The following is a 4,426-nucleotide window of genomic DNA, read 5'->3' on the forward strand; positions in this document are numbered from 1 at the left end:
GCCGTCGCAGGTCGCGCAGGCGGACACGCCATGCCCCATGAGCCGCGTCTCCGATTCCAAACCCAGCAGCTGAGCCGAGGCCCCGGTGGAAATGATCACCGTCTCCGCCAAGTAATCCTGGCCTCCGGCCTTGAGCTTGAAAGGGCGCTTTGAGAAGTCCGCTGAATCCACAGCCACACTCTGAATCCCAGTTCCAAAGCGCGCCGCCTGCTTTTTGAATAACTCCATAAGCTCTGGCCCCATAATACCTTCCGGAAACCCAGGAAAGTTTTCCACATCGGTTGTGATGGTGAGCTGGCCCCCGGGCTGGGGTCCTTCAAACAAGAGGGGTTTAAGATTGGCCCTTGCCGCATAAATCGCTGCGGTCCAACCCGCAGGCCCTGCGCCGATGATGATCAGCTTGTGTGCTTGTTCAGACATTGAAAGCTCCTTGATTTCAGTCGTTGATGTACTGGTTGACCGGGTGTTCAGCCTAGGTGCTTGACACCAGAGTGCCGCGCAGGCGTCATCCCGAGCCGTCATGACTTATGGCGGAGAAGGGATCTTTGTCCCGCACAGATCACCGCGTCGCTTCGCTCCTCGTGATGACGAACTCAGCTTCGCGGCGGGTGTCGAGCACCCGGTGAATCGTGTACTTGGCGGCTGAATCCCCCATGCTCTAGTTGACCGGGGTGTCCGGCACCACAGTCTGGTTTAGCCGCTCACCCTGAGGAGCCGCGCAGCGGCGTCTCGAAGCGCACAAGCGGTGCCGTAAACCAAAGTCGACGGGTGCTGAACACCCTAGATCTCCAGCAACTTTTCCATTTGTGTCAGATTGCGGCAGCCGTCTCCGGTGACAAGCACCAAATCTTCCAGACGGACTCCTCCAACGCCTGCATAATACAATCCCGGCTCCACGGTCACCACATTCCCGGCGCGCAAAGTCGAATCGCATTGCGAAATGCGCGGGCTTTCGTGGATATCCAGACCCACGCCGTGTCCGGTGCCGTGAAAAAATCCCTGCATGCGGCCGTCCTTCAAACCTGTCTCAAATCCCTTAGCCTCCAATGTGCGCAGGACCTCTTGATGGATGAACGCGCCCGAAGCCCCGTCCCGGATCAAAGAAAATGCTGTTTCCTGGCCCGCATAAACCGCCTCATACATGCGTTTGATCGCATCACCGGCCCGGCCGCGCACTACGGTGCGCGTCATATCCGCCCAATAGCGCGTTTGGGTGGAACGCGGGAAGATGTCCAAAATGATTGCTTGATGCGCGCGCAAGGGACCGCTGCCCCGGTTGTGCGGATCCACACCCTGCTCTCCGCAAGCCACAATCGTGTGATCGGCCGAGCAGTGATCCTCAAACAAACTGCCTTGGATTAAATCCCTAAGTGCCTCTGCTGTAAGAACTTCCCCCTCCCAATACAGCACGTCCCCCTCGCCCGTCACCGACTGCCGCAACCGGTCCAAAGCCCGGCCCAAAGCCCGCTCTGCGGCGCGCTGGCTGGCTTCAATGGCCTCGATCTCCGCGCTGTTCTTCACTTCACGCCCTGCCACAAAAGGCCCTGCATGCGCCTTAACCTCAAGTCCGGTCTCGCGCAAGGCATCGGCTAAGGCCAAAGGAAAATCCGCGGGCACACTCAGACTTTCCACGCCGCGGCCGTTGCAAAAATGGGCCAGGATGCCGGCCAACTTGGGGGGTGTTTCGCCTTTGGGATCCATCTGCTTCTGCAGATCCGAAATGGACAAAACCTCGTCCGCCTGCGCTTGGGCACGGGCACGGTCAACTTCCAAATCGTTCATGAGAAGGATCTTATGATTGTCTATCTCAACGCAGCAAAATGAATCCGGCGCCAAGAACCGGGTCAGGTAGTAAAGATCCGAGTTCGCTTCGCTCGCAGCGCAAATCAGTCGCGCAGACTTGGACATTTCACCTCCCAAAGGGTGTGTTGCTTCGACAGCGCAAGGGATGTATTATACATTATTCTGAAACCGGACCAATTTGGAACTATTTTCGGAAAAGGACAGGAGCGGGACTTGTCAGCAAAGGAAAGTGCGGGCACCGGGCTTTGGGGCTTGATCCTCGGCGCATCCAGCGGTTTTGGGGGCGCCACGGCTTTGGAGCTGGCGCGCAACGGCTACAATATCTTCGGGGTGCACTTGGATCGCAAGGCCACCCTGGCCAATGTCGAAAAGATTGCCGCGAACATCAAGGCCTTGGGCCGCAAAGCAGTGTTCTTCAATATCAATGCTTCGGACGAAGACAAGCGCGCCGATTCCATCATGGCCATGGCCCACGAACTGAAGCAATCCAACGGAACCCTGCGCGTTGTCCTGCACTCCCTGGCCTTCGGCAGCCTCAAACCCTTTGTGGGAAAGATCGACGAGACCGTGACGCGGCCCCAGATGGACATGACCCTCGATGTCATGGCCCACAGCCTGGTGTATTGGGTCCAGGAACTGGTGCGCGCCGGTTTATTAAGGAAAGGCGCCCGTGTGCTCTCCATGACAAGTGCCGGCAGCATGCGCGTGTGGCCCACATACGGCCCGGTCTCCGCAGCCAAGTGCGCGCTCGAGTCGCATACGCGGCAATTGGCTTCCGAGCTCGCCCCTGCGGGCATTACCGTCAATTCCATTATGGCGGGTGTGACCGACACCCCGGCGCTGAGAAAGATCCCGGGCAATGATGTGATGCTTGAAAGCGCGCGCAAGCGGAATCCCTCGGGACGCCTGACCACTCCCGAAGATATTGCCGGTCTTGTGCTCCTGCTGGCCGACGAACGCAGCCAATGGGTCACCGGAAACGTCATCCGGGCCGACGGCGGCGAAACCATCGTCGACTAGGCCATGCGAGCGCGTCTCGCCCTCTCCCTTCTTCTGCTCCTAAGCTTTTGTTCCCCGGCCCTAGGCGCCCGCGTCAACGTCCCTGCCCTCAAACGCACGCACTGGATGCAAAAAGCTCCGCCTTCACAGGGCGTGCCCAGGCTCGCGGAATTTCGCATCCCTTCGGAACTCGGACGTGTGGTCCATCAATGGCATCCGCCGGAAGATCCTCACGCTCCGGATCGCCTCGTAGTTCTGCTGCAGGAGGATCACAGTTCCTCCGCCCTTCGAAATCAAAATGCCCAAATTCTTTCCTACCTGATTGAAACTTACGGGATTTTTTTAATCGGCTCGGAGGGTGCCGGCGGCTGGGCGGATCCCGCTCTGCTGCGCTTTCTGCCTGCCGAGGACACCGAGCGCCGGGCCTTGGCCCAGGACCTTCTGAACGAGGGGCGCTTCACACCGGAAGAATTTGTGCTCATGTCCGAGAACCCCTTTGCCACCATCCTGGGTTTGGAATCTTCGGATCTTTACGCTCGGCAGTTAGCCCTGCTCGAACAGGGCCAAACCAACGCGGAAGCCTTGCAAGCTTGGCTCGCGCCCATCCATGACTGGGCTGCACAGGCCTTGACGCGCATGCCCGCAGATTACCGGGAACTCTGGGAAGACTACCGCCGCTTCCAAAATCAGGAACTCGATTTGGGCGCTTATTTGGGCCTGCTCCTCACGCGCGCCTATGCCCTGGGCATGGATGTGGACCGCGACTATCCGGCAATCACGCAATTCCTCGATCTCGAACTCCAGTCCCTGGAAGTGAGCGAAGCCCAAGCCAAAACTGAGACAAGGAGTTTTCTCTCGAGCCTCGCGGTTTTCCTGGCAAAAGGAGGCCGCGAGTGGGACCAGCAATTAGTCTCCCGCAAGCTCAAAGATTTTCAAAACGGGGATTTCTACAAACCCGAGTTCTACCAATGGATGTTCGACTTTACAGACTGGGAAAAGATGGTGCCTCCGGCAAGGCTCATGGACTTCTCTTGGTATTTGGAATCCCGCGCACACCTGGATGCTTACCAACTGCGCGCGGAAGTCCTTGCCATGCACCGCGAACTCCTTCAAATTGCCGGAGGGGATCGCGGCAGAGCCTTGGCCCGTGTGCTTTTGCGCTTAGAGCGTCTGGAAGACCTGAGCGCGCAACGCTTGGAGTGGAAGAATTGGCCCGGCCCGCACCAGGGAGAGAGCGAAGATCTCAGTGCAGATGTTTGGTTGGACGACCTGATCAACCAGCTGGGCGAACTTCGGGACGCAGATCTCACGGTCCAAAGCGCGAGAACTTCCTTGAAGAGCGCGTCAAATTTTCTCAAGGTCCTGGTGCAGTCCTATGAGATCGCGCAGCAGCGGTCCGTTGTTTTTGCAGACAATCTTCTCAAACACATGGATCGCGCACAGCTCCGGACTGCAATCGCAATCACGGGGGGGTTTCATACACCGGTCATGGCGGAATATGTGGAAAGCCGCGGCATTGCGTGTGCCGTGGTGCTGCCCCGGTTTTCCCGCCCCGGTAATTCTGTGCAAGAATCACGAGTGCGGCCGCCCCTTGCAACTTCAAACAGCAATTCCAGCGCACAGA

At 58.3% G+C, this 4,426-nt stretch carries 4 protein-coding genes; 2 read left to right on the forward strand and 2 right to left on the reverse strand.

The genetic code is table 11. The features are described 5' to 3' along the window. Together JW937_05285 and JW937_05290 are read right to left on the reverse strand one after the other, a co-directional pair. On the reverse strand, positions 1–420 hold a 420-nt coding region (locus JW937_05285), incomplete at its 3' end, for an FAD-dependent oxidoreductase (GenBank protein MBN1586827.1). Positions 421–780: 360 nt separating this feature from the next. Beyond that, on the reverse strand, positions 781–1,908 hold the full coding sequence (locus JW937_05290; protein ID MBN1586828.1) for an aminopeptidase P family protein: 1,128 nt from the start codon (positions 1,906–1,908) through the stop codon (positions 781–783). Positions 1,909–2,055: 147 nt separating this feature from the next. Between JW937_05290 and JW937_05295 the strand changes: the two genes are divergently transcribed. Continuing rightward, a complete protein-coding gene (locus tag JW937_05295; protein MBN1586829.1) occupies positions 2,056–2,823 on the forward strand; it encodes an SDR family oxidoreductase in 768 nt (255 codons plus the stop codon). Between the two features lie 105 nt (positions 2,824–2,928). Continuing rightward, positions 2,929–4,426: hypothetical protein (locus JW937_05300; protein ID MBN1586830.1), on the forward strand; the 1,498-nt coding region annotated here is incomplete at its 3' end.

The sequence above is a fragment of the Candidatus Omnitrophota bacterium genome (assembly GCA_016929445.1).
In the GTDB taxonomy this organism is placed as follows: Bacteria; Omnitrophota; Gorgyraeia; order JAFGIU01; family JAFGIU01; genus JAFGIU01.

Bases quoted from the DNA above. Each gene is read 5' to 3' on its own strand.
- JW937_05290 (MBN1586828.1), bottom strand. From the start codon at position 1,908: ATGTCCAAGTCTGCGCGACTGATTTGCGCTGCGAGCGAAGCGAACTCG.